Annotated in this window: 17 protein-coding genes; 15 read left to right on the top strand and 2 right to left on the bottom strand. The window is 72.4% G+C overall.

What is annotated here, in order from left to right; all coding sequences use genetic code 11:
• Positions 1–171: 171 nt before the first annotated feature.
• The 4 genes from ctaC to FM076_RS08520 all read left to right on the top strand — a co-directional run bounded on the left by ctaC (position 172) and on the right by FM076_RS08520 (position 4,732).
• Positions 172–1,185 carry an aa3-type cytochrome oxidase subunit II gene (gene ctaC, locus FM076_RS08535; protein ID WP_428814744.1) on the top strand — a complete coding sequence of 338 codons (1,014 nt, stop codon included), beginning with the start codon at positions 172–174 and terminating at the stop codon, positions 1,183–1,185.
• Complete coding sequence (ctaD, locus tag FM076_RS08530) at positions 1,182–2,912, top strand: aa3-type cytochrome oxidase subunit I (RefSeq protein ID WP_173869317.1); 1,731 nt, start codon at positions 1,182–1,184, stop codon at positions 2,910–2,912. The genes ctaC and ctaD overlap by 4 nt, the downstream gene beginning before the upstream one ends.
• Positions 2,909–3,307 (top strand): aa3-type cytochrome oxidase subunit IV, encoded by a 399-nt coding sequence (locus FM076_RS08525; RefSeq protein WP_173869316.1) that lies wholly within the window; start codon positions 2,909–2,911, stop codon positions 3,305–3,307. Before ctaD ends, FM076_RS08525 begins: the two co-directional genes overlap by 4 nt.
• A gap of 126 nt (positions 3,308–3,433) precedes the next feature.
• Positions 3,434–4,732, top strand: coding sequence for a L,D-transpeptidase (locus FM076_RS08520; RefSeq protein ID WP_173869315.1), 1,299 nt, complete (start codon positions 3,434–3,436; stop codon positions 4,730–4,732).
• A 115-nt stretch (positions 4,733–4,847) separates the two neighbouring features.
• Here the strand turns inward: FM076_RS08520 and FM076_RS08515 are convergent, their stop codons facing one another.
• Positions 4,848–5,261 carry a hypothetical protein gene (locus tag FM076_RS08515; protein ID WP_173869314.1) on the bottom strand — a complete coding sequence of 138 codons (414 nt, stop codon included), beginning with the start codon at positions 5,259–5,261 and terminating at the stop codon, positions 4,848–4,850.
• A 227-nt stretch (positions 5,262–5,488) separates the two neighbouring features.
• Here FM076_RS08515 and ctaE point away from each other — a divergent pair, with 227 nt between their 5' ends.
• The 5 genes from ctaE to trpD all read left to right on the top strand — a co-directional run bounded on the left by ctaE (position 5,489) and on the right by trpD (position 11,012).
• A complete protein-coding gene (gene ctaE, locus FM076_RS08510; RefSeq protein WP_027736806.1) occupies positions 5,489–6,106 on the top strand; it encodes an aa3-type cytochrome oxidase subunit III in 618 nt (205 codons plus the stop codon).
• Between the two features lie 107 nt (positions 6,107–6,213).
• Positions 6,214–7,026, top strand: a complete 813-nt coding sequence (gene qcrC / locus FM076_RS08505) for a cytochrome bc1 complex diheme cytochrome c subunit (RefSeq protein WP_173869313.1) — start codon at positions 6,214–6,216, stop codon at positions 7,024–7,026.
• The gene (gene qcrA / locus FM076_RS08500) at positions 7,023–8,090 is read left to right on the top strand and encodes a cytochrome bc1 complex Rieske iron-sulfur subunit (RefSeq protein WP_173869312.1); all 1,068 of its coding nucleotides are present in this window, start codon (positions 7,023–7,025) and stop codon (positions 8,088–8,090) included. The genes qcrC and qcrA overlap by 4 nt, the downstream gene beginning before the upstream one ends.
• Complete coding sequence (gene qcrB / locus FM076_RS08495) at positions 8,087–9,739, top strand: cytochrome bc1 complex cytochrome b subunit (protein ID WP_173869311.1); 1,653 nt, start codon at positions 8,087–8,089, stop codon at positions 9,737–9,739. Before qcrA ends, qcrB begins: the two co-directional genes overlap by 4 nt.
• Positions 9,740–9,944: 205 nt before the next feature.
• Positions 9,945–11,012 carry an anthranilate phosphoribosyltransferase gene (trpD, locus tag FM076_RS08490; RefSeq protein ID WP_173869310.1) on the top strand — a complete coding sequence of 356 codons (1,068 nt, stop codon included), beginning with the start codon at positions 9,945–9,947 and terminating at the stop codon, positions 11,010–11,012.
• A 102-nt stretch (positions 11,013–11,114) separates the two neighbouring features.
• Here trpD and FM076_RS08485 read toward each other — a convergent pair whose 3' ends face one another.
• Positions 11,115–11,597, bottom strand: coding sequence for a VOC family protein (locus tag FM076_RS08485; protein ID WP_173869309.1), 483 nt, complete (start codon positions 11,595–11,597; stop codon positions 11,115–11,117).
• Positions 11,598–11,829: 232 nt separating this feature from the next.
• On the opposite strand from FM076_RS08485, the gene FM076_RS08480 reads away from it, so the two are divergent.
• Genes FM076_RS08480 through FM076_RS08455 form a run of 6 tightly spaced genes read left to right on the top strand, consistent with a single transcriptional unit; the run spans position 11,830 to position 21,703 of the window.
• Positions 11,830–13,374: an MFS transporter gene (locus FM076_RS08480; RefSeq protein WP_345944927.1), complete on the top strand. Its 1,545-nt coding sequence runs from the start codon at positions 11,830–11,832 to the stop codon at positions 13,372–13,374.
• 47 nt (positions 13,375–13,421) lie between these two features.
• Positions 13,422–15,689: a molybdopterin oxidoreductase family protein gene (locus FM076_RS08475; protein WP_173874602.1), complete on the top strand. Its 2,268-nt coding sequence runs from the start codon at positions 13,422–13,424 to the stop codon at positions 15,687–15,689.
• Entirely contained in the window at positions 15,686–17,548 is a 1,863-nt protein-coding gene (locus tag FM076_RS34610) for an FAD-dependent oxidoreductase (protein WP_173869308.1), read from the top strand. Before FM076_RS08475 ends, FM076_RS34610 begins: the two co-directional genes overlap by 4 nt.
• A gap of 6 nt (positions 17,549–17,554) precedes the next feature.
• Positions 17,555–20,116 (top strand): nitrite reductase large subunit NirB, encoded by a 2,562-nt coding sequence (gene nirB, locus FM076_RS08465; protein ID WP_173869307.1) that lies wholly within the window; start codon positions 17,555–17,557, stop codon positions 20,114–20,116.
• 7 nt (positions 20,117–20,123) lie between these two features.
• Positions 20,124–20,507, top strand: a complete 384-nt coding sequence (gene nirD, locus FM076_RS08460) for a nitrite reductase small subunit NirD (protein WP_173869306.1) — start codon at positions 20,124–20,126, stop codon at positions 20,505–20,507.
• 35 nt (positions 20,508–20,542) lie between these two features.
• Positions 20,543–21,703, top strand: coding sequence for a uroporphyrinogen-III synthase (locus tag FM076_RS08455; protein ID WP_345944926.1), 1,161 nt, complete (start codon positions 20,543–20,545; stop codon positions 21,701–21,703).
• Positions 21,704–21,835 lie beyond the last annotated feature (132 nt).

Here is a 21,835-nt window from a genome sequence, read left to right as displayed (position 1 = left end):
TCGGGGTGGTACGCGGCGCGTTGTGCCCCCTCCCCGCGCGGCCCCAAATGGCGTCGGCTAGGGTTTGGTCCGCATAAACATCCAAACCCCTGCCCGCGCCTGGGCCGGCGCCCGACCACGTAAGAGGGCCGCGCCCGACCGACGCGGGCGAGACTCTCGGGAAGGCGCTACGTGAGTCCCAACGGCTCCGACCTCCCCCACGGGCGCCCTTCGGGCGCGGTGGGCGGTACCCCCACCCCGCGGCGCCCGATGCGGCGGAAGCTGCAGCAGGCGCTGGCCGCGGGCCTGGTCCTGGCGACCGCGACCGGTTGCACATCAAAGGACTTCCCCCGCCTCGGAATGCCCACCCCCGTCACGGACGAGGCGCCGCGCGTCCTGTCCCTGTGGCAGGGCTCCTGGGCGGCCGCGCTCGCCGTGGGCGTGCTGGTGTGGGGTCTGATCATCTGGAGCGTCATCTTCCACCGGCGCTCCCGGACCAAGGTGGAGATTCCCGCCCAGACCCGGTACAACATGCCGATCGAGGCGCTGTACACCGTGGTCCCGATCATCATCGTCTCGGTGCTCTTCTACTTCACCGCGCGGGATGAGACCAAGCTTCTGGAGACCTCCAAGAAGCCGGCCCACGTCATCAACGTCGTCGGGTACCAGTGGAGCTGGGGCTTCAACTACGTCGAGGACGTGGACGGCGACCCCAAGACGGACGTCACCACCAAGGACGCCCTCCACAAGGAGCTGAGCGCCATCCCGGACCGGATGACCAAGAGCTTCCCCAAGGGCGCCGAGGGCGTGTACGAGGCCGGCACTCCGGGTGAGCGGAACCCGCAGAACGGCAACCCGGGCCCGACCCTGTGGCTGCCGAAGGGCGAGAAGGTCCAGTTCATCCTGACCTCCCGCGACGTCATCCACGACTTCTGGGTCCTGCCCTTCCTCATGAAGCAGGACGTCATCCCGGGCCATGTCAACCGCTTCGAGGTGACCCCCAACAAGGAGGGCACCTACCGGGGCAAGTGCGCCGAGCTGTGCGGCGTCGACCACTCCCGGATGCTCTTCAACGTGAAGATCGTCTCCCCGGAGCGCTACCAGAAGCACCTGGAGGATCTGGCGAAGAAGGGCCAGACCGGCTACATCCCGGCGGGCACCGCCACCACGGGCGGGGCCAAGAATGCGGAGACGAATAACCCGTGAGCATCCTCAACGAACCCCAGGGTGCCGCCGCCGACACGGAACCGGCGACAACCCCCTCGCGCCGTAAGAGCCGCGGACAGATCGTGGTCTCGTGGCTGACGACCACCGACCACAAGGTGATCGGCAGCCTCTACCTGATCACCTCGTTCGTCTTCTTCATCATCGGCGGCATCATGGCGCTCTTCATGCGCGCCGAACTCGCCCGCCCCGGCATGCAGATCATGTCGAACGAGCAGTTCAACCAGGCGTTCACCATGCATGGCACCGTCATGCTGCTGATGTTCGCCACCCCGCTGTTCAGCGGCTTCGCCAACTGGATCATGCCGCTCCAGATCGGCTCGCCCGATGTGGCCTTCCCGCGGCTGAACATGTTCGCCTACTGGCTCTACCTCTTCGGCTCGCTCATCGCCGTGGGCGGCTTCCTCACCCCGCAGGGCGCGGCCGACTTCGGGTGGTTCGCCTACTCGCCGCTCTCGGACGCGGTCCGCTCGCCGGGCGTCGGCGCCGACATGTGGATCATGGGTCTGGCCCTCTCCGGCTTCGGTACGATCCTCGGCTCGGTCAACTTCATCACCACGATCATCTGCATGCGCGCCCCCGGCATGACGATGTTCCGCATGCCGATCTTCACCTGGAACGTGCTGCTCACCGGCGTGCTGGTGCTGCTCGCCTTCCCGGTGCTGGCCGCCGCGCTGTTCGCCCTGGAGGCGGACCGCAAATTCGGGGCCCACGTCTTCGACGCGGCCAACGGTGGTGCGCTGTTGTGGCAGCACCTGTTCTGGTTCTTCGGCCACCCCGAGGTGTACATCATCGCGCTGCCGTTCTTCGGCATCGTCTCGGAGGTCATCCCGGTCTTCAGCCGTAAGCCGATGTTCGGCTACATCGGCCTGATCGGCGCCACCATCGCCATCGCCGGTCTGTCGGTGACGGTCTGGGCCCACCACATGTACGTGACGGGCGGCGTGCTGCTGCCGTTCTTCTCGTTCATGACGTTCCTGATCGCCGTGCCGACAGGTGTGAAGTTCTTCAACTGGATCGGCACGATGTGGAAGGGCTCGCTGTCCTTCGAGACACCGATGCTGTGGACGATCGGCTTCCTGATCACCTTCACCTTCGGTGGTCTGACGGGCGTCATCCTCGCCTCTCCGCCGATGGACTTCCACGTTTCCGACTCGTACTTCGTCGTCGCGCACTTCCACTACGTCGTCTTCGGCACCGTGGTCTTCGCGATGTTCGCCGGATTCCATTTCTGGTGGCCGAAGTTCACCGGGAAAATGCTGGACGAGCGGCTCGGGAAGATCACCTTCTGGACGCTGTTCATCGGCTTCCACGGCACTTTCCTGGTGCAGCACTGGCTGGGGGCCGAGGGCATGCCGCGCCGGTACGCCGACTACCTGCATGCCGACGGCTTCACCGCGCTGAACACCATCTCCACGATCAGCTCGTTCCTGCTGGGCATGTCGATGCTGCCGTTCTTCTACAACGTCTGGAAGACGCACAAGTACGGCAAGAAGGTCGAGGTCGACGACCCGTGGGGTTACGGCCGCTCGCTCGAATGGGCGACCAGCTGCCCGCCCCCGCGGCACAACTTCCTCACCCTGCCCCGCATCCGCTCCGAATCCCCGGCCTTCGATCTGCACCACCCGGAGATCGCGGCGCTCGACGAGCTGGAGAACGTGGACCGGGACGAGAAGGCGCTCGCCGGCAGCAAGGAGGCCGGGAAGTGAAGATCCAGGGCAAGATGTTCCTGTGGCTGTCGGTCTTCCTGCTGGCGGTCGCCATCACCTACGGGCTCTGGTCGAAGGAGCCGGTGGGCACCACGGGCCTCTTCCTGGCCTTCGGCCTGTCGATCATGATCGGCTACTACCTGGCCTTCACCGCGCGCCGGGTCGACACCGGGGCGCAGGACAGGAAGGACGCCGACGTCGCGGACGACGCCGGTGAGCTGGGCTTCTTCAGTCCCTACAGCTGGCAGCCGCTCGCCCTCGGCCTCGGTGGCGCCTTCGCCTTCCTGGGCGTGGCGCTGGGCTGGTGGCTGGTGTACGTCTCGGCACCGCTGCTGCTGATCGGCCTGTTCGGCTGGGTGTTCGAGTACTACCACGGGCAGAACCGCACCCAGTAGGCGTCGGCCGCCCCGGAGCACGTACACAACCGAAGAGCAAGGACCGGCCCCCCGACACTCCGGGGGGCCGACCCGTTTGTACGCACCCAGCGCGCCCGAATTGACGATTCTTCATATTTTGGGCACATGAGTCACAGGCCGCACACCGCGATTCCGCAGGGGGTCATATCCCCCCGTCTCCTGTCCCGTACGACCAAGCGCCGGGCGGTCAAGAGCTGCGCCCTGCTGCTGGCTCCCCTGACCGTGGGCCTCGCCGCCTGCGGAACGGGCGACAGCGGCGGGGACCGGCTCACCTCCGCCCCCTACGACGCCACCGACGCCGTCTCCGTCAGCACCGGTGCCGACAGCACCGGTGTCGATCCCGAGAAGCCGCTCAAGGTCGCCTCCGAGAACGGCGACACCCTCACCGACGTCTTCGCCACCGACGCCGCGGGCCGCGTGGTCCCCGGCGAGCTGTCCGCGGACGGCAGGACCTGGCGCAGCACCGGCCCCCTGGCAGCCGGCGCCCGCTACACCGTCCAGGTCTCCACGGAGAACGGCGAGGGCGCTCCAGGGCGGCGCACACTGCGTTTCGAGACCAGGTCCGCGTCCGAGCACCTCGACGTCAAGCTGGGCCCGGACAACGGCACCTACGGTGTCGGCATGCCCCTCACGGCGCAGCTGAGCCGCCCCGTCAAGAAGCCCGAGCAGCGCGAGCTGGTCGAGCGGGCCCTGAAGGTGGAGTCCAGGCCCCGCGTGGAGGGCTCCTGGCACTGGGTGGACAGCAAGGAGCTGCACTACCGGCCCCGCACCTACTGGCCCGCGCACGCCACCATCACGCTCCGCTCTTCACTCAAAGGGCTGAAGGTGCGCAAGGGTCTCTACGGCGGGAAGGCGAAACCCGTCCGGATCAGAACCGGTGACCGCATAGTCGCGGTGGCGGACGCCTCCTCGCTCCGCATGACGGTCAGGAAGAACGGCAGGACCATCCACACGATCCCCATCACCACGGGCAAGGCGGGTTACGAGACCCGCAACGGCATCAAGGTGATCCTCACCAAGGAGCCGTACGTGCGGATGACCAGCGCCAGCATCGGCGCCTCCGACTTCTACGACCTCGGCGTCCACTGGGCCACCCGCCTCACCAACAGCGGCGAGTACGTGCACGGAGCCCCTTGGTCGGTGGGCTCCCAGGGCGTTTCGAACACCAGTCACGGCTGTACCGGGATGAGCAGCGCGAACGCCAAGTGGTTCTTCGACACCGTCCACCAGGGCGACATCGTGCAGCACGTCAACACCGCGGGGGAGACCATGGCCCCCTTCGGCAACGGTTTCGGCGACTGGAACCTGGACTGGAAGAAGTGGCGTGCGGGCAGTGCCGTCGAAGGCGGCAGGCCCGAGGGCGGCGGCCCCGCGGACGCCGCGCGCCTGCGCCCCCAGGTGTGACACACAGGACGCGCCCGCCTGTCCCCCAAAAGGAGGACAGGCGGGCGCACGGCATCGTAAGCGGTGGCGGGCCGGACCGGACCTGGAGCGGACCGGCAGCCGGACGGGGCCTGGTTCAGGCCCGCGCGAGGGTTCCCTTGGCCGCCCGCTCCCGCAGCAGGCCGGCCAGCGCGTCGGCCAGCGCCACCGGGTCAACCGGGTGCGAGACGGTCGCCTCGGCCCTGCTCCAGGTGGCCAGCCAGGCGTCCTGCGGCCTGCCGATCAGCAGCAGCACGGGCGGGCAGTCGAAGATCTCGTCCTTGATCTGGCGGCACACACCCATCCCGCCCGCCGGGGCCGTCTCCCCGTCCAGCACGCACACGTCCACGTGCCGCTCCTCCAGCGTGGCCAGGACCGCGGGCAGCGTGGCGCACTCCACATAGCGGACCTCGGGCACGTCGGAGGCGGGCCTGCGCCCGGCCGCGAGCCGCACCTGTTCGCGGGTGGTGGCGTTGTCGCTGTAGACCAGCACCGTGGCGGTCGGCTGCATCGTTCCTCCGCGTCGTGTGTCGGGTGAACCGCTGGGCTCGGATGCTACTCCCTCCGACGCACCGTCAACACCGGTCCGACCGTGCCCGTACCGGGCCGTACGGGGTGGTGTGCGGGCCGCCCCGCGGGCCGTGCGGTGCGCGTCGGCGCAGGGCACGGCGGCGGTCGGCGGTACCAACACACCGAACGGGACCCCCCGAAGTGAGGCCGGGATAAGCGACCGACATAATGTCGGTCGTGGCGACAGCAACAGCAGTAGAAACCGGGCACGCGCACCCGTCGGTCAACCGGCCGAACCTCACCAGTGTCGGAACCATCATTTGGCTGAGTTCCGAGCTGATGTTCTTCGCGGCCCTCTTCGCGATGTACTTCACCCTCCGGTCGGTGACCGGCGCCGACTACTGGAAGGAGCACGCCTCCGAGCTGAACCTTCCGTTCTCGGCGACGAACACCACGATCCTGGTGCTCTCCTCCCTCACCTGTCAGCTCGGCGTCTTCGCTGCCGAGCGGGGGGACGTGAAGAAGCTCCGTGCGTGGTTCATCGTCACCTTCATCATGGGTGCGATCTTTATCGGCGGCCAGGTCTTCGAATACACGGAACTGGTCAAGGAGGGCACCTCGCTCTCCTCGAGTCCGTACGGATCGGTGTTCTACCTGACCACCGGCTTCCACGGGATGCACGTGACAGGCGGCCTCATCGCCTTCTTGTTCGTCCTGGGGCGCACCTATGCGGCCAGGCGGTTCACGCACCACCAGGCCACCGCCGCCATCGTCGTGTCCTACTACTGGCACTTCGTCGATGTCGTCTGGATCGGCCTCTTCGCCACGATCTACCTGATCCGGTAACCGCACGGGCGCGGCACCGCCGCGCTCCGTACCGCGCGGGCGGGCGGACAGACGGACAGACGGACAGACACTGCATCGACGAGAAGATCCTGACACCGGGGTAATCCGTGAAAAAGCTCTCCGCACGACGGCGCCATCCGCTGGCGGCGCTTGTCGTTCTACTCTTCGCGCTGGCGGCCACCGGGGGGCTGTACACCGCGTTCGCTCCCGCGGGTGAGGCCAAGGCCGAGCAGGAGTCGAGTAAGTCCCTCGCCATCGAGGAGGGCAAGAAGCTCTACGCCACCGGGTGCTCCAGTTGCCACGGAACCGGCGGCCAGGGGACCAGCGACGGTCCCAGCCTGGTCGGTGTCGGGGCCGCGGCGGTGGACTTCCAGGTCGGCACCGGCCGCATGCCGGCCCAGCAGCCCGGCGCCCAGGTGCCGCGGAAGAAGAAGATCTACAGCCAGGACGAGATCAACCAGCTCGCCGCGTACGTCGCCTCGCTGGGCTCGGGCCCGACCAAGCCCACCAAGGAGATGTACGACCCGAGCGGTGCCGATGTCGCCCGGGGCGGGGACCTCTTCCGCACCAACTGCTCGCAGTGCCACAACTTCACCGGCGAGGGCGGTGCCCTCACGCACGGCAAGTTCGCGCCCGACCTCGGCGATGTCTCCGAGAAGCACATCTACGAGGCCATGCAGACGGGGCCGCAGAACATGCCGTCCTTCACCGACGGTGCGCTGCCCGAGAAGGACAAGCGGGACATCGTCGGCTATCTGAAGACGGTCAACAGCGACAAGTCCGAGAGCCCCGGCGGGTTCAAGCTCGGCGGCTTCGGCCCCGTGGCCGAGGGCATGTTCGCGTGGATCTTCGGTATCGGCGCGCTGGTGGCCGTGGCCGTCTGGGTCGCCGCTCGGACCGCAAAGGCCAAGAAGTCATGAGTAGCGAGACTGGACCACACGAGAACGTGTCAGACGAGAACCTGCCCGGTGCGCAGGACAAGAGCCACGGCGAGCTGGCGCGCAAGGACGATCCGTTCGCCGACCCGGGGCTGCCGCCCCACGAGCACCGCATCCAGGACATCGACGAGCGGGCCGCCAAGCGCTCCGAGCGCGCCGTGGCCTTCCTCTTCACCCTGTCCATGCTGGCCACGGTCGGCTTCATCGCCTCCTTCGTGGCCTTCCCGATCGACAAGATCATCTATGTCTGGCCGCTCGGGCACGTCAGCGCGCTGAACCTCGCGCTCGGTCTCACCCTCGGCGTGGCCCTCTTCTGCATCGGCGCCGGCGCGGTCCACTGGGCCCGCACGCTGATGTCCGACGAGGAGATGGTCGACGAGCGGCACCCCATCGCGGCCGAGCCCGCGGTCCGCGAGAAGGTCATCGCGGACTTCAAGCAGGGTGCCAAGGAGTCCGCGATCGGGCGCCGGAAGCTGATCCGCAACACGATGTTCGGCGCGGTGGCCCTGGTGCCGCTCTCCGGTGTCGTCCTGCTGCGTGACCTGGGTCCGCTGCCCGAGGACAAGCTGCGGCACACCGCCTGGAAGAAGGGCAAGCTGCTCGTCAACGAGAACACCAACGAGCCGCTCCGCCCCGAGGACATCGCCGTCGGTTCGCTCACCTTCGCCCGTCCCGAGGGCCTGGAGCACCACGACGAGGACTTCCAGAACGAGATCGCCAAGGCGGCCCTGATGCTCGTCCGGCTGGAGCCGGAGGACATCAAGGACAAGCGGGAGCTGGACTGGTCGCACGAGGGCATCGTCGCCTTCTCGAAGATCTGCACGCACGTCGGCTGCCCCGTCAGCCTCTACGAGCAGCAGACCCACCACGTCCTGTGCCCGTGCCACCAGTCGACGTTCGACCTGGCCGACGCCGGGCGCGTGCTCTTCGGGCCGGCCGGCCACCCGCTGCCGCAGCTCAACATCAGCGTCAACAAGGACGGCTACCTCGAGGCGCAGGGCGACTTCGAGGAGCCCGTCGGTCCGGCCTTCTGGGAGCGCGGATGAGTACAGCAAGCGAGACCCAGGGCAGCTCGGCTGCCGAGGGCAAGAAGAAGGCGCCCGCGGGGGAGCGGGTCGCCGACTGGGCCGATGGGCGGCTGGGCATCTACAGCCTCGCCAAGGCCAACATGCGCAAGATCTTCCCGGACCACTGGTCCTTCATGCTGGGTGAGGTCGCGCTCTACAGCTTCATCATCATCATCCTGACGGGTGTCTATCTGACGCTGTTCTTCCACCCGTCGATGAACGAGGTGGAGTACCACGGCTCCTACACGCCGATGCAGGGCGTGCAGATGTCGGAGGCGTTCAAGTCGACGCTGGACATCAGCTTCGACGTGCGCGGCGGTCTGCTGGTGCGGCAGATCCACCACTGGGCGGCGCTGATCTTCCTCGCGGCGATGTTCGTGCACATGATGCGCGTCTTCTTCACGGGGGCGTTCCGCAAGCCGCGCGAGGTCAACTGGGTCTTCGGGTTCCTGCTCTTCGTGCTGGGCATGTTCACCGGCTTCACCGGCTACTCGCTGCCGGACGACCTGCTCTCCGGCACCGGTGTCCGCTTCATGGAGGGCGCGATCCTGTCCGTGCCGATCGTGGGCACGTACCTGTCGATGTTCCTCTTCGGCGGTGAGTTCCCCGGCGACGACTTCGTGGCGCGGTTCTACTCGATCCACATCCTGCTGCTGCCGGGCATCATGCTCGGGCTGCTGGTGGCGCACCTGATCCTGGTCTTCTACCACAAGCACACCCAGTTCGCGGGCCCAGGCCGCAAGAACACCAACGTGGTCGGCATGCCGCTGCTGCCGGTCTACATGGCCAAGGCCGGAGGCTTCTTCTTCCTGGTCTTCGGTGTCATCGCGGCCATCGCGGCGCTGTTCACCATCAACCCGATCTGGGTGCTCGGCCCCTACCGGCCCGACCAGGTCTCCACGAACGCGCAGCCCGACTGGTACATGGGCTTCTCCGAGGGCCTCATCCGGGTGATGCCCGGGTGGGAGGTCGACTTCTGGGGTCACACGCTGGTGCTCGGCGTGGCCATCCCGCTGGTGATCGTCTTCCCGCTGGTGCTCGTCGCGATCGCGGTCTACCCCTTCATCGAGGCGTGGGTCACCGGCGACAAGCGGGAGCACCACATCGCCGACCGGCCGCGCAACGCACCGACCCGTACGGCGTTCGGTGCCGCGTGGATCGCCTGGTACTTCGTGCTCCTGGTGGGCGGCGGCAACGACCTGTGGGCGACGCACTTCCACCTGTCGATCAACGCGATCACCTGGTTCGTGCGGGTGGCGTTCTTCGTCCTGCCGGTCGTGGTCTTCATGATCACCAGGCGTGTCTGCCTGGGCCTCCAGCGCAAGGACAAGCAGAAGGTCCTGCACGGGCGGGAGACCGGCACCATCAAGCGGCTGCCGCACGGTGAGTTCGTGGAGATCCACGAGCCGCTGTCCCAGGAGCAGCTGCACACGCTCACGGCGCACGACCAGTACGCGCCCCTGGAGATCGGGCCCCGCACCGACGAGAACGGGGTCGAGCGGAAGCTCACCCGCGGCCAGAAGCTGCGGGCCCGCCTCTCGAAGGGCTACTACGGCGAATCGGGGCAGATCCCCAAGCCCACGCGCGAGGAGTACCGCGAGATCGAGAGCAGCCACGGGCACCACTGACCGCAGCTGCTGACAGCTGACACCGCCACAGCGGAAGGGGTCCGCGGGCACGTCCCGCGGGCCCCTTCCGCATGGGCGCCCGCGCCCGGCGGGAACGGCGCGCACACCGGCGGTCCCACCCGGTGAACTGGCGGCCGTGGCACCCCGCGGAGTCGATAGGGTGGCGGCACCATTCACGTCGGTCTACTGCCAGGATGTGGTTCCCATGAGCGCTGCTACCCCCGCCGGAGGCGACACCATGGCGGCGCACACCTGGCCCGACGTGCTGAGCGCGCTGCTGGCCGGCGAGGACCTCAGCGAGGACGCCACCGCGTGGGCCATGGACCGCATCATGCGGGGCGAGGCGTCCGACGCGCAGATCGCGGGGTTCGCGGTGGCGCTGCGGGCCAAGGGCGAGACCGTCGAGGAGATCTCCGGCCTCGTCCGGGCGATGTACGGGCACGCGCGGACCATCGAGGTGCCCGGGCCCGCCGTGGACATCGTCGGCACCGGCGGCGACCGGGCCAGGACCGTCAACATCTCGACCATGTCCGCGATCGTGGTCGCCGGCACCGGTGTGAAGGTCGTCAAGCACGGCAACCGGGCCTCCTCCAGCGCCAGCGGCGCCTCCGATGTGCTGGAGAAGCTCGGCGTCGACCTGGAGCTGAGCCCCGAGCGGGTGGCCGAGGTGGCGGCCGAGGCGGGCATCACCTTCTGTTTCGCGGTGCGCTTCCACCCCTCGCTGCGGCATGTGGCCTCGGCCCGCAAGGACCTGGGCATCCCCACCCCCTTCAACTTCCTCGGCCCGCTGACCAACCCCGCCCGCGTCCGCGCCCAGGCGACCGGCGTCGCCGACGCGCGGATGGCGCCGATCATCGCCGGCGTGCTGGCCGCCCGCGGCTCCTCCGCGCTGGTCTTCCGCGGGGACGACGGACTGGACGAGCTGACGACCACGGCGACCTCCACCGTGTGGGTGGTACGGGACGGCACCGTGCGCGAGGAGAGCTTCGACCCGCGCGACGTCGGCGTCGGACTCGTACCCGTCGAGGCCCTGCGCGGCGCCGACGCGGCCTACAACGCGGATGTCGCGCGGCGGCTGCTCGACGGGGAGCGCGGGCCCGTACGGGACGCCGTGCTGCTGAACTCCGCCGCCGCGCTGGTGGCGCTCTCCCCCGGGGAGGGGCCGCTGGCCGAGCAGCTCGCCGCCGGCATGCGGGCGGCCGCCGAGTCCATCGACTCCGGGGCCGCGCGTGCGGCCCTCGACCGCTGGATCACCGCGACCCACCGCGCCTGACGGCGCGGGGTCCCGCGCACCCCGCGGGGTACCCGCGCCCCGTGCCGCTGCTGTCCGTGGGCGCTCGTCCCGCCCCGCGAGGTGTGGACCAGGCAGGCGCGGTCATCGGCCGGCGGCGGCCTCCAGGGTGGGGATGTCGAGCTTTCTCATGGTGAGCATGGCGCGGGTGACGGCCGCGGCGCGCGTCTCGTCCTCGCTGCCGAGGAGTTCGAGCAGGCGGCGCGGGACGATCTGCCAGGAGAGCCCGTACCTGTCCTTGAGCCAGCCGCAGGGCCCCTCCTGGCCGCCGTCGGCCGTGAGCCTCTCCCAGAGCGTGTCCACCTCCTCCTGGGAGTCGCAGTCCACCTGGAGCGAGACGGCCTCGGTGAAGGTGAACTCGGGGCCGCCGTTGAGCGCGACGAACCGCTGTCCCGCCAGCTGGAAGTCGACGGTCATCACGGAGCCGGGCTCGCCGGGCCCGGCCTCGCCGTAGTGCGTGGTCCCGACGATGCGGGAGTCGTCGAAGAGGGAGGTGTAGAACTCGGCGGCCTCCTCCGCCTCCTTGTCGTACCAGAGGAACGTCTTGATCTTCTGCGGCTGCTGCATGGTGCGACCTCCTGGTCACCGGGTGCGGGTCTCGCACGGAGCCTGTCCATACAGACCACCCGGAGCGCCGTTATTCATCGCTCCGTGGGGGTGTCCCCGCCCCGTCCAGGCCCCTCACACCGGCACCCTCCGCCGCGTGAGCAGTCGCTTTCGTGGGTGTTACGTGCGGACACGGAAGCGGTAACAGGGGCTTCCTAGCGTCGGGGTTCCGTCGATCGGACAGGAGGCCGACGTGAGCGCAGGGTGGATCACCCGGTGGGAGCCGGAGGACCCGGACTTCTGGGCCGGGCAGGGGCGTCGCATCGCGCGGCGGAACCTGTGGCTCTCGGTGTTCGCCGAGCACGTGGGGTTCGCCGTCTGGAGCCTGTGGTCGGTGCTGGTGCTGTTCATGACGCCCGCGCGGGGCTTCGCCCTGTCGGCCGACGACAAGTTCCTGCTGGTGTCGGTGGTCTCGCTGGTGGGCGCGCTGCTGCGGCTGCCCTACGGGTTCGCCGTCACCCGGTTCGGCGGCCGCACCTGGACGGTGTTCTCCGCGCTGGTCCTGCTGGTGCCCGTGGCGCTGGCGGCCGTGCTGGTGCGGCGTGCGGACACGCCGCTGTGGGTGCTGCTGCTGTGCGCGGCGGCGGCGGGCGCGGGAGGGGGCAACTTCGCCTCGTCCATGGTCAACATCAACCGGTTCTTCCCGGAGCGGGAGAAGGGCTGGGCGCTCGGGCTGAACGCCGGGGGCGGCAACCTCGGCGTCGCCACGGTGCAGCTCCTCGGGCTGCTGGTGGCGGCCACGGCCGGGGCCGCGCACCCGGAGGCGCTGCCCGTGCTATTCGTCCCGGCGCTGCTGCTGGCCGCGCTGCTGGCGCACCGCCGCATGGACAACCTCGCCACCGGGACGACCGACTACGGCGCCTACCGCGCGGCCCTGCGGGACCGGCACTGCTGGACGGTCTCCCTGCTGTACGTGGGCTCGTTCGGCTCGTTCATCGGCTTCGGGTTCGCCTTCGGGCTGGTGCTTCAGAACGACTTCGGCAAGAGCCCGGCGCAGGCCGCCGCGCTCACCTTCCTCGGCCCGCTGCTGGGATCGCTCAGCAGGCCGCTGGGCGGGCGGCTGGCCGACCGGTTCGGCGGGGCGCGGGTCACCGCGTGGATGTTCCTCGCGCTGGCGTGCGGCGCGGCCGGGGCGCTGGCCGCCGCCACCGCCGGCTCGTTCGCCGCCTTCGTGGCCGCTTTCGTGGTGCTGTTCGTCCTCACCGGGCTGGGCAACGGCTCGACGTACAAGATGATCCCCGCCCGGTACGCGGCGCGCGCCGCCGACGCGGTGGAGGCCGGGCACGATCCGGAGGCGGCCCGCGCCGAGGCGCGGCGGTCGTCCGGGGCCGCGATCGCCGTCTCCGGCGCGGTGGGGGCGCTGGGCGGGGTCGGCATCAACCTCGCCTTCCGCGAGTCGTACCGGATGACGGGCGACGCCCGCGCCGCCATCGCCGCCTTCCTCCTGTTCTACGGGGTGTGCGTCGCGGTGACCTGGGCGGCGTATCTGCGGCGCCCCGCCGCCGGGCGCGCGCGTCCCGCCGCTGGAGCAGGCCGCTTGGACGGGGGGCTGGACGGCGGACCGGACGCGGGACCGGACGGGGGGCTGGACGCGGGAGCGGACGGAGGGCCGTCCTCCGCTCCGGCCGCCGCACCGCGGGAGAGCCGGCGGGAGGACGTACCACGGGAGAGTCGGCGGAACGACGTGCCACGGGGGCGTACGCGGGAGCGGGCGCGGGCGCGGGAGATGCGGTCGTGACCGGGGGAACCGCCACCCACTGCCCCTACTGCGCACTCCAGTGCGCCATGACCCTCACGCCCGGCCCGGACGCCGGCGGCCTCACCGTCACCCCGCGCGACTTCCCCACCAACCGGGGCGGCCTGTGCCGCAAGGGCTGGACGGCCGCCCGCCTGCTGACCTCCCCCGACCGGCTGACCACCCCGCTGGTACGGGACGCGAAGGGCGAGCCGCTGCGTACGGCCTCCTGGGACGAGGCGCTCGGTCTGGTGGCGCGGCGCTTCCGCGCGCTGCGCGCCCGGCGCGGGCCGGACGCCGTGGCCGTCTTCGGCAGCGGCGGGCTGACGAACGAGAAGGCGTACGCGCTCGGCAAGTTCGCCCGGGTCGCGCTCGGCACCTCGCAGATCGACTACAACGGCCGGTTCTGCATGGCGTCGGCCGCCGCGGCCGGCAACCGGGCCTTCGGCCTGGACCGGGGGCTGCCGTTCCCCGTCACCGACCTGGACGCCTCCGAGGCCGTCGTCCTCGCCGGCGCCAACCCGGCGGAGACCATGCCGCCGCTCATGGGCCACCTCGACCCCGCACGGCTGATCGTGGTCGACCCGCGCCGCACGGCCACCGCCGAGGCGGCACTCGACGCCGGCGGGCTGCACCTCCAGCCCGCGCCGGGCACCGATCTGGCGCTGGCACTCGGGCTGCTGCACGTCGCCCTGACCGAGGGCCACCTGGACACGCCCCGGCGGCGCGCCTACCGCGCGCGGCGGACCGTGGGCTGGGAGGAGGTACGGCGGTGCGCGGCACGCTGGTGGCCGGAGCGCACGGAGCGGCTGACCGGAGTGGCGGCGGCGGACCTGCGCCGGGCCGCCGCCGTACTGGCCCGCGCCCGCCGCGCGCACATCCTGACCGGGCGCGGCGTCGAACAGCACAGCAAGGGCACCGACACCGTCGCCGCCTGGATCGACCTGGCCCTCGCCCTCGGCCTGCCCGGCACCCCCGGCTCCGGCTACGGCTGCCTCACCGGCCAGGGCAACGGACAGGGCGGCCGCGAGATGGGGCAGAAGGCCGACCAACTGCCCGGCTACCGGCACATCTCCGCCCCGGCCGACCGGGCGCACATCGCCCGCGTCTGGGGCGTACCGGCCGACTCGCTGCCCGGGCCCGGACGCAGCGCCTGGGAACTCCTGGACGCGCTGGGCACCCCCGAGGGCCCGGCCGCGCTGCTGGTGATGGGCTCCAACCCGGCGGTCTCGGCGCCGCGTTCGCGCCGCGCGGGTGAGCGGCTGCGGGCGCTGGAGACGCTCGTCGTCGCCGACTTCGTCCGCTCCGAGACCGCCGAGCTGGCGGATGTGGTGCTGCCGGTCACCATGTGGGCCGAGGAAACGGGCACGATGACCAGCCTGGAGGGCCGCGTCCTGCGGCGGCGGGCCGCGCAGGCGCCGCCGCCGGGCGTCCGGACCGATCTGGAGGTGCTGCGCGGGCTGGCGGTCCGGCTGGGCCGGTCGCCCGAGGAGTTCCCCACCGACCCCGACGCGGTCTTCGCCGAAATCCGCCGCGCCACCGAGGGCGGAACCGCCGACTACGCGGGCGCCGCACCGGAACTGCTGGAAGCCGGCACGGCGGTGCACTGGCCCGTACGGCGCGCGGACACCGGAGCGGTCCCGGACCCGGCCCCGGGAACGGCCTTCCCGTACCCGGCCCCGGGAACGGCGCCCGGAGCCCCGCCCGGCGCGGCGCCTGCCGAGGCGTACGGCACCAGCACCGGCACCAGCACTCACAGCGCTTCCGGTTCCGGTCCCGCTTCCGGTTCCGGTTCCTGGGCCGGTACCCCGTGGCTGTTCCTGGAGCGGTTCGCGCATCCCGACGGGCGGGCGAGGTTCCTGCCCGTGGAGCACCGGGACGCCGGGGAACTGCCCGATGCCGCCCACCCGTTGTACGCCACAACAGGACGGCTGCTGGAGCACTACCAGTCGGGGGCGCAGACCCGCAGGGTGCCCGAGCTGGCCGCCGCCGTGCCCGAGGTCCACGTCGAGGTGCACCCGGACACGGCACGCCGGGCGGGGCTCGCCGAGGGGGAGACCGCGCGGGTCGTCTCGCGGCGCGGCAGCGTGCTGGCCCGCACCCGCTGTGTGCCGAGCCTGCGGCCCGACACCGTCTTCCTGCCCTTCCACTTCCCCGGCGAGGGCGCGGCCAACGCGCTGACCAACCCGGTGCTCGACCCGGTCAGCCGGATGCCGGAGTTCAAGCTGTGCGCCGTACGGCTGGAGCGGGCCGACGGCGCCGGGTCCGCCGCGAACGGGGAACCGGCCGTGCGGGGCGGGAGCGGGGAGGCCGCGTGAGCCGGGTGACGAGGGTGCTGGTCGTCGGCAACGGGATGGTCGGTGCGCGGCTGTGCCAGGAGGTGCGCCGCCGCGATCCGCTGGGCCGGCGGGTGCGGCTGACCGTCCTGGGCGACGAGCCGGTCGGCGGCTACAACCGGGTGCTGCTGCCGGGCCTGCTGTCCGGTGCGCTGACGGAGGACGACCTCGGCCCGCGGGACGGGGACGACCTCGGCCTCCGGGAAGAGGCCGGTGGCAAGGGCGCGGCTGGGCGCGAGCACGGGGCAGGTCGTGGGGACGGTCACGGGGACGGCGGTGCGGCCGGGCACGGGACCGGAGCCGGGGCCGGACGCGGACGCGAACACGGACGTGGTCCACACGGAGGCGGACGCGGACGCGGTCAACACGGATACGGACACGGGCACGGGCACGGGCACGGACTCGGGCCCGGGGGCGGGGAACGGGAGCGGTTCGGTACCGGTACCACCGTCACCGGCGTCGACCGGGCCGTCCGTACCGTCACCCTCGCCGGCGGACGGCAACTCCCCTACGACCGGCTCGTGCTGGCGACCGGCGCGCACGCCGCCGTCCCCCCGCTGGCCGGACTGCGCCGGGACGACGGTGCGCCCGCGCGGGACGTCACCGCGCTGCGCACCCTCGCCGACGCGCGCAGGCTGCGCCGCCTCGCCGACCGGGCGCGGGCCCTAGGAGCGCGGATCGCGGTGCTCGGCGGCGGAGTCCTCGGTCTGGAGGCGGCCAGGGCGCTGGTGGCCCGCGGGGTCGCCGTCACCGTCGTCCACCCGGCGCCGTACGTGATGGACCGGCAGGTGGACGCCCCGGCAGGCCGGATGCTGGGCCGCTCGCTGCGCCGTACGGGCGTCGAGCAGCGGCTCGGTGTCGCGGCGGTGCGCTGGGAGACGGGGGTGGGGCTGCACCTGGACGACGGGGGGCTGCTGCGCGCCGCCGGGCTGCTGCTGTGCACCGGCGCACGGCCGAACGTGGCGCTCGCCCAGGAGTGCGGGCTGCGGGTGGGACCCGCCGGGATCGCCGTGGACGACGCGCTCACCACCTCCGACCCGGACATCCACGCCCTCGGGGACTGCGCCGACGCCGGCCCCGGGCTCGTCCAGCCCGGCTGGGAACAGGCCGCCGTCCTCGCCGCGCGGCTGACCGGCGAGGACCCCCACGCCCGCTATCCGGGCACCCCCAGCGTCACCCGGCTCAAGGCCGCCGGCGTCGAACTGGCCTGCCTGGGCGACCCGTTCGTGGAGGACGACGGTCTGGCGGAGGAGGGCGGCCCCGAAGTGCTGCGGCTGGAGGACCCGGCACGGGAGCGTTACGCCAAGCTGGTGCTGCACGGGGACCGGGTGACCGGCGCCATCCTGCTGGGCGTTCCCGACGCCGCCGCCGGGCTCGTCCAGCTCTTCGACAAGGGTGCCCCCGCGCCCTCCGACCGGCTCGCCCTCATGCTCGGCCGTGCCCTGCCCCCGCAGGCGGCGGGCGGTCCGGAGGCGCTGCCCGACCACGCGATGGTGTGCCGCTGCAACAGCGTCACCAAGGGGGCGCTGCGCTCCGCCTGGCACGAGGGCGCCCGCTCCCCGCGCGAGCTGGCGGCGGCCACCCGCGCCACCACGGGCTGCGGCGGCTGCCGCACCGCCGTGGAGAAGCTGTCCGCCTGGCTGGCCGAGACCGACCCGGCGCCCCCTCGCCTTCCGGCCGCCCCGGCCGCCCCGGCCGCCCCGGCGGCCCCCGCGGACACGTCGGCGCCCACAGCCGTGCCGGACCCCGCAGCGAGGCCGGACCCCGCGGACCTGTCGGACCCCGCGCCGATCACCCCTGCCGCCCCTCCCGCCCCTCCCGTGACGACCGCCTCGAGGTGACCCGCCATGAACGACACGTACCCCAGGACTTCCGGCTCCGGCCCGCGCCGGCTCGTCGTCGTCGGCCACGGCATGGCCGGCCACCGGCTGGTGGAGGCCCTCACCGCGCGCGACACCGACGGCGGGTGGCACGTCACCGTCCTCGGTGAGGAGCCGCGGCCCGCCTACGACCGCGTGGCGCTCTCCTCCTGCTTCGACGGCGCCGACGAGGAGGCCCTGCGGCTGCCCGCGCACGACGCCGCCCGCGTGGACGTGCGGACGGGCGACCCGGTGACCGTGCTGGACACCGCGCGGCGGGCCGTCGTCACCGCGTCCGGCAGCCGCCTGGGATATGACGCGCTGGTGCTGGCCACCGGGTCGCGGCCGTTCGTCCCGCCGCTGCCCGGCAGCGACGCGCCCGGCTGCTACGTCTACCGCACCCTAGAGGACATCGACGCCATCCGCGCGGCGGCCGAGGGCTCCGCCACCGGGTGCGGTGTCGTCGTCGGCGGCGGGCTGCTGGGGCTGGAGGCCGCCAACGCGCTGCGGCTGCTGGGGCTGGCCACCCAGGTGGTGGAGACGGCCCCGCATCTGATGGCGGTCCAGCTGGACGAGGGCGGCGGGGCGCTGCTCGGCCGCATGGTCGAGGAGCTGGGCGTGGCCGTCCGCACCGGGACGGCGACCGAGCGGGTGGTCACCGACCCGGCGACGGGCGCGGTGTGCGGCGTCGAACTGAGCGACGGCACCCGGGTGGAGACCGACGTCGTCGTCTTCGCCGCCGGGGTGCGCCCGCGCGACGAACTGGCCCGCCGGGCCGGTCTGGCGGTGGGGGAGCGCGGCGGTGTCGTGGTGGACGAGGCGTGCCGGTCGGTGACGGACCCGCACGTGTGGGCGGTCGGCGAGGTGGCGTGCGTGGACGGCCGGACCCTCGGCCTGGTCGCGCCCGGCTACGCCATGGCGGAGACCGTCGCCGACCGGCTGCTGGGGGGCGGGGCGACCTTCCCCGGCGCCGACACCGCCACCCGGCTCAAGCTGCTCGGCGTCGGGGTGGCCTCGTTCGGTGACGCGCACGCCACCACGCCCGGGGCGCTGGAGGTCGTCCTCAACGACCCGGTGGCCGCCACCTACGGCAAGCTGGTGGTCTCCGACGACGCCCGGACGCTGCTGGGCGGCATCCTCGTCGGCGACACCTCCGCGTACCCGCTGCTGCGCCCGCTGGTCGGCAGCGCGCTGCCCGCCGACCCCGCGACGCTGCTGGCGCCCGAGTCCGCCGCCGGGGGCGGCCCGGCCGGGGCGGGGATCGCGGCGCTGCCGGACGACGCGCAGATCTGCTCCTGCCACGCCGTCACCAAGGGCGCGCTGACCGAGGCCGTCACCGGGCAGGGCTGCGCGGACGTGGCCGCGCTCAAGACCCGCACCAAGGCGGGGACGGGCTGCGGCAGTTGCGTGCCCGCGCTGGGGCGGTTGCTGGAGGCCGCGGGCGTCGAGCAGTCGAAGGCGCTGTGCGAGCACTTCGACCACTCGCGGGCCGAGCTGTACGAGATCGTCGCCGCGAGGGGCATCACCACCTTCTCGCGGCTGATCGCGGAGCACGGGCGCGGCCGGGGCTGCGACGTGTGCAAGCCCGCCGTCGCCGCGATCCTCGCCTCCCGCGACAGCGGCACCCACATCCTCGACGGCGAACGCGGCGGCCTCCAGGACACCAACGACCGCCACCTGGCCAACATGCAGCGCAACGGCACCTACTCGGTCGTCCCGCGCATCCCCGGCGGGGAGATCACCCCCGACCGCCTCATCGTGCTGGGCGAGGTGGCCCGCGACTTCGGGCTCTACACCAAGATCACCGGGGGGCAGCGCATCGACCTGCTCGGCGCCCGCCTCGAACAGCTCCCCGCCGTCTGGAAGCGCCTGACCGACGCGGGCTTCGAGTCGGGGCACGCCTACGGCAAGGCCGTCCGCACGGTGAAGTCCTGCGTGGGCTCCACCTGGTGCCGCTACGGCGTCCAGGACTCGGTGGGCCTGGCCGTCGAACTGGAGCTGCGCTACCGGGGGCTGCGCGCCCCGCACAAGCTCAAGGCGGGCGTCTCCGGCTGCGCCCGCGAGTGCGCGGAGGCCCGGAGCAAGGACTTCGGCATCATCGCCACCGAGGCGGGCTGGAACCTCTACGTGGGCGGCAACGGCGGCTTCACCCCGCGCCACGCCCAGCTCCTGGCGTCCGACCTCGACCACGACACCCTCGTACGCACCATCGACCGCTTCCTGATGTTCTACATCCGCACCGCCGACCGCCTCCAGCGCACCGCCGCCTGGCTGGAGGACCTCGAAGGCGGCCTCGACCACCTGCGCGCCGTCGTCCTGGACGACCGCCTCGGCATCTGCGCCGAACTCGACGCCGCCATGGAGCGGCACGTGGCCGACTACCGCGACGAGTGGCGCGGCGTCCTTGAGGACCCGGAAAAGCTGGCCCGCTTCACCTCGTTCGTCAACGCGCCCGGCACCCCCGACCCGGCGATCTCCTTCGCCGTCGAGCGGGAGCAGCCGGTGCCGGTGCTGCTCCCCGTCCCGACCCCTCCAGCCAAGGAAAGGTGAGCCCGCCATGTCCGTCACCACCCACGACACCGCCCTGTGGACCCCCCTGTGCCGCCTGGAAGCGCTGCCCGTCGAACAGGGCCGCGCCGCGCTGCTGCCCGACGGAACGGCCGTCGCCCTCTTCCGGCTGCGGACCGGCGAGGTGCACGCGCTGGGCAACCTCGACCCGTTCAGCGGGGCACCCGTCATCTGCCACGGCATCGTCGGCGACCGCGACGGCGTGCCGGTGGTGACCGGGCCGCTGGGGAAGGAGACCTTCGCGCTGGAGACCGGCCGCTGCCTGGACGACCCGGGCGTGCGGCTGCCCGTCCACCGCGTCCGGCTGACGGCCGGAGTGATCGAGGTTACGCCCGCCGGAAACACGGTGGAAACGGCTGCCGGGCGAGGATGAGCCCACAGTCCCCACCGCACACGAAGGGAGCCGCGGTGCCCCCACCGTCTCCGAGCCGCACAAGACCCGTGCCGCCGCTGGCCGGGTTCACCGTCGCGGTGACCGCCGCCCGCCGGGCCGAGGAACTGGGCACCCTGCTGGAGCGGCGCGGCGCGGACGTCGTCCACGCGCCCGCGCTGCGCCTCGTGCCCCTCGCCGACGACGAGGAACTCCGCGCCGCCACCGCACAGCTGGTGGCCCGCCCGCCCCGGGTGACCGTCGCCACCACCGGGATCGGCTTCCGCGGCTGGATGGAGGCGGCGGACGGCTGGGGCACCGGCGAGGCACTGCGCGGCGCGCTGGCGGCGGGCGAGCTGCTGGCCCGCGGCCCCAAGGCGTGCGGCGCCCTCCGCGCCGCCGGGCTCCGCGAAGCCTGGTCGCCGGCCTCCGAGTCGTCCACCGAGGTGCTGGAGCGGCTGCTGGCCCGCGACGACCTCCCGGGCCTGCGCGTCGCCGTCCAGCTGCACGGCGAGCCGCTGCGCGACTTCCTCGACGCGCTGCGCGCCGCCGGAGCCGACGTCGTCCCGGTGCCCGTCTACCGGTGGACGGGCCCGCTCGACCCCGGCCCGCTCGACCGGCTCCTCGACGCGATCGAGGCGGGCGGCGTGGACGCGGTCACCTTCACCAGCGCCCTGGCCGCCGCCGGTCTGTACGCCCGCGCCGAGGAGCGCGGCGGGGGCGACGCGCTCACCCGCGCCCTGCGCGGCGGGCGCCCCCAGGCCGCCTGCGTCGGGCCGGTCACGGCCGCGCCGCTGCTCGCCCGCGACATCCCCGCCTACTGGCCCGACCGCTTCCGCACCGGCGCCCTGGTGCGGAAGCTGGCCGAGCGGCTGCCCGCCACCGCGCCCCGGCTGCCCGCCGCCGGGCACCTGGTCGAGGTGCGGGGCAGCGCCGTCGTCCTGGACGGCGTGCTGCGGCCGGTGAGCCCGGGACCCATGGCCCTGCTGCGGGCCCTGACCCGCCACCCCGGCCAGGTGATGTCCTGCGCCGACCTGCTGCCCCACCTCCCGCAGGGCGGCAGCGACGAGCACGCCGTGGAGACCGCGATCGCCCGGCTGCGGACCCAGCTGGGGGCCCCGGCCGTGGTGCAGACGGTCACCAAGCGCGGCTACCGCCTCGCCCTGGACCCGGGCGCCGGCTGCGAGGCCGCACGGTGACCATACTGCTGGTCGCGCACGGCACCCGGCACCCGGCGGGTGCCAGGACGGCGGACCTGCTCGCGGAACGGGTCGCGGACCGGCTGGGGCGCACGGTGCGCGTCGCCTACGCCGACGTGCGCGGACCGCGCC

Source organism: Streptomyces albus subsp. chlorinus (assembly GCF_013302895.1).
In the GTDB taxonomy this organism is placed as follows: Bacteria; Actinomycetota; Actinomycetes; order Streptomycetales; family Streptomycetaceae; genus Streptomyces; species Streptomyces chlorinus.
Note: the sequence above shows the minus strand (reverse complement) of the source record. Positions and strands in the feature narration are given on the sequence as shown.

What these genes read in the sequence shown, in the direction of transcription:
- FM076_RS08485 (WP_173869309.1), bottom strand. Translation starts at nt 11,597, where the DNA reads ATGCAGCAGCCGCAGAAGATCAAGACGTTCCTCTGGTACGACAAGGAG.
- nirB (WP_173869307.1), top strand. Translation starts at nt 17,555, where the DNA reads ATGAACGACACGTACCCCAGGACTTCCGGCTCCGGCCCGCGCCGGCTC.
- trpD (WP_173869310.1), top strand. Translation starts at nt 9,945, where the DNA reads ATGAGCGCTGCTACCCCCGCCGGAGGCGACACCATGGCGGCGCACACC.
- FM076_RS08520 (WP_173869315.1), top strand. Translation starts at nt 3,434, where the DNA reads ATGAGTCACAGGCCGCACACCGCGATTCCGCAGGGGGTCATATCCCCC.
- qcrA (WP_173869312.1), top strand. Translation starts at nt 7,023, where the DNA reads ATGAGTAGCGAGACTGGACCACACGAGAACGTGTCAGACGAGAACCTG.
- FM076_RS08475 (WP_173874602.1), top strand. Translation starts at nt 13,422, where the DNA reads ATGACCCTCACGCCCGGCCCGGACGCCGGCGGCCTCACCGTCACCCCG.
- ctaE (WP_027736806.1), top strand. Translation starts at nt 5,489, where the DNA reads ATGTCGGTCGTGGCGACAGCAACAGCAGTAGAAACCGGGCACGCGCAC.
- FM076_RS08515 (WP_173869314.1), bottom strand. Translation starts at nt 5,261, where the DNA reads ATGCAGCCGACCGCCACGGTGCTGGTCTACAGCGACAACGCCACCACC.
- qcrB (WP_173869311.1), top strand. Translation starts at nt 8,087, where the DNA reads ATGAGTACAGCAAGCGAGACCCAGGGCAGCTCGGCTGCCGAGGGCAAG.
- nirD (WP_173869306.1), top strand. Translation starts at nt 20,124, where the DNA reads ATGTCCGTCACCACCCACGACACCGCCCTGTGGACCCCCCTGTGCCGC.